Origin of the sequence: Exiguobacterium sp. s121 (assembly GCF_018617245.1) — a bacterium.
In the GTDB taxonomy this organism is placed as follows: Bacteria; Bacillota; Bacilli; order Exiguobacteriales; family Exiguobacteriaceae; genus Exiguobacterium; species Exiguobacterium profundum.
Window position 1 is genome coordinate 1,756 of sequence record NZ_JACSJV010000008.1, and the last position, 3,033, is coordinate 4,788.

The 3,033-nt window shown below is 54.8% G+C and carries 1 rRNA gene; it reads left to right on the forward strand.

Annotated features, from left to right (window positions below):
• Positions 1–85 precede the first annotated feature (85 nt).
• Positions 86–2,999, forward strand: a 23S ribosomal RNA gene (locus tag KOG47_RS14585).
• The last annotated feature ends 34 nt before the right edge of the window (positions 3,000–3,033 follow it).

The following is a 3,033-nucleotide window of genomic DNA, read 5'->3' on the forward strand; positions in this document are numbered from 1 at the left end:
TTGTTCCTTGAAAACTGAAGATTCATCAAGACATCAAAAACCAATTTCACATATGGTCCGTGAGGACCGTGTGTCTTAGACGCTAGATCAAGGTAGAAAGGGCGTACGGTGGATGCCTTGGCACTAGGAGCCGATGAAGGACGCGACGAACAGCGAAATGCTCTGGGGAGTGGTAAGTACACATCGATCCAGAGATCTCCGAATGGGGGAACCCACCGCCGGGAGACTGGCGGGACACCCACGTGAATACATAGCGTGGCGTGAGGCATACCCGGGGAACTGAAACATCTAAGTACCCGGAGGAAGAGAAAGAAAATTCGATTCCCTGAGTAGCGGCGAGCGAAACGGGAACAGCCCAAACCAGGAAGCATGCTTCCTGGGGTTGTAGGACACTCTACACGGAGTTACAAAGGGATAGGGTAGGTGAACGACCTGGAAAGGTCGGCCAGAGAAGGTGACGGCCCTGTAGCCGAAACCCCATCCCCTCCAGAGTGGATCCTGAGTACGGCGGGACACGTGAAACCCCGTCGGAATCCGGGAGGACCATCTCCCAAGGCTAAATACTTCCTAGTGACCGATAGTGAACCAGTACCGTGAGGGAAAGGTGAAAAGCACCCCGGAAGGGGAGTGAAAGAGATCCTGAAACCGTATGCCTACAAGTAGTCAGAGCCCGTTCACGGGTGATGGCGTGCCTTTTGTAGAATGAACCGGCGAGTTACGATGGCGGGCGAGGTTAAGCCGATGAGGCGGAGCCGCAGCGAAAGCGAGTCTGAACAGGGCGCATCAGTCCGTCGTCGTAGACCCGAAACCAGGTGATCTACCCATGTCCAGGATGAAGGTCAGGTAACACTGACTGGAGGTCCGAACCCACGCACGTTGAAAAGTGCGGGGATGAGGTGTGGGTAGCGGTGAAATGCCAATCGAACCTGGAGATAGCTGGTTCTCTCCGAAATAGCTTTAGGGCTAGCCTCGAGGTGAAGAGTTCTGGAGGTAGAGCACTGATTGGACTAGGGGCCCCCACAGGGTTACCGAATTCAGTCAAACTCCGAATGCCAGCAACTTGTACTCGGGAGTCAGACTGCGAGTGATAAGATCCGTAGTCGAGAGGGAAACAGCCCAGACCATCAGCTAAGGTCCCCAAGTGTATGTTAAGTGGAAAAGGATGTGGCGCTGCACAGACAACTAGGATGTTGGCTTAGAAGCAGCCACCATTCAAAGAGTGCGTAATAGCTCACTAGTCGAGTGGCGCCGCGCCGAAAATGTAACGGGGCTAAACATACCACCGAAGCTATGGATCCCGTAAGGGATGGTAGGAGAGCGTTCCAAGCAGCAGTGAAGCGGTATCGTGAGGAGCCGTGGAGCGCTTGGAAGTGAGAATGCCGGTGTGAGTAGCGAAAAGAGGGGTGAGAATCCCCTCCGTCGAAAGCCTAAGGTTTCCTGAGGAAGGCTCGTCCGCTCAGGGTTAGTCTGGACCTAAGCCGAGGCCGAAAGGCGTAGGCGATGGACAACAGGTCGATATTCCTGTACCGCCGTACCACCGTTTGAACGATGGGGGGACGCAGAAGGATAAGGTGACCGTGCGACTGGAAGTGCACGGACAAGCAGCGAGGCCGTCGGGTTGGCAAATCCGCCCGGCATACAAGGTTGAGCTGTGACGTGGAGCCCGTAGGGCGAAGCACCGGATTTCACGCTGCCAAGAAAAGCCTCTAGTGAGGAGGTCGGCGCCAGTACCGCAAACCGACACAGGTAGGCGAGATGAGAATTCTAAGACGCGCGGGATAACTCTCGTTAAGGAACTCGGCAAAATGGTCCCGTAACTTCGGGAGAAGGGACGCTTATGGCAACATAAGCCGCAGTGAATAGGCCCAAACGACTGTTTAGCAAAAACACAGGTCTCTGCTAAATCGCAAGATGAAGTATAGGGGCTGACGCCTGCCCGGTGCTGGAAGGTTAAGGGGATGTGTCATCGCAAGAGAAGCACTGAACCGAAGCCCCAGTAAACGGCGGCCGTAACTATAACGGTCCTAAGGTAGCGAAATTCCTTGTCGGGTAAGTTCCGACCCGCACGAAAGGCGTAACGATTTGGGCACTGTCTCAACGAGAGACCCGGTGAAATCATAGTACCTGTGAAGATGCAGGTTACCCGCGACAGGACGGAAAGACCCCATGGAGCTTTACTACAGCCTGATATTGAGGCTTTGTACGCGATGTACAGGATAGGTGGGAGTTTGTGAAGCCGGAGCGCCAGCTTCGGTGGAGACACCCTTGGGATACCACCCTTTGCGTATAGAGTCTCTAACTCGCAGCCGTGATCCGGCTGGAGGACCGTGTCAGGCGGGTAGTTTGACTGGGGCGGTCGCCTCCTAAACAGTAACGGAGGCGCCCAAAGGTTCCCTCAGAATGGTTGGAAATCATTCGAAGAGTGCAAAGGCAGAAGGGAGCTTGACTGCGAGACCTACAAGTCGAGCAGGGACGAAAGTCGGGCTTAGTGATCCGGTGGTTCCGCATGGAAGGGCCATCGCTCAACGGATAAAAGCTACCCTGGGGATAACAGGCTGATCTCCCCCAAGAGTCCACATCGACGGGGAGGTTTGGCACCTCGATGTCGGCTCATCGCATCCTGGGGCTGGAGTAGGTCCCAAGGGTTGGGCTGTTCGCCCATTAAAGCGGTACGCGAGCTGGGTTCAGAACGTCGTGAGACAGTTCGGTCCCTATCCGTCGTGGGCGCAGGAAATTTGAGGAGAGCTGTCCTTAGTACGAGAGGACCGGGATGGACGCACCGCTGGTGTACCAGTTGTTCCGCCAGGAGCACCGCTGGGTAGCTACGTGCGGACGGGATAAGTGCTGAAAGCATCTAAGCATGAAGCCCCCTCCGAGATGAGATTTCCCTTTGAGCAATCAAGAAAGACCCCTCAGAGACGATGAGGTAGATAGGTCATGGGTGGAAGCGTGGCGACACGTGGAGCTGAATGATACTAATCGGTCGAGGCTTTGATCTAGTCTAATGGTTTGTGTTGATGAATCCTCAGTTTT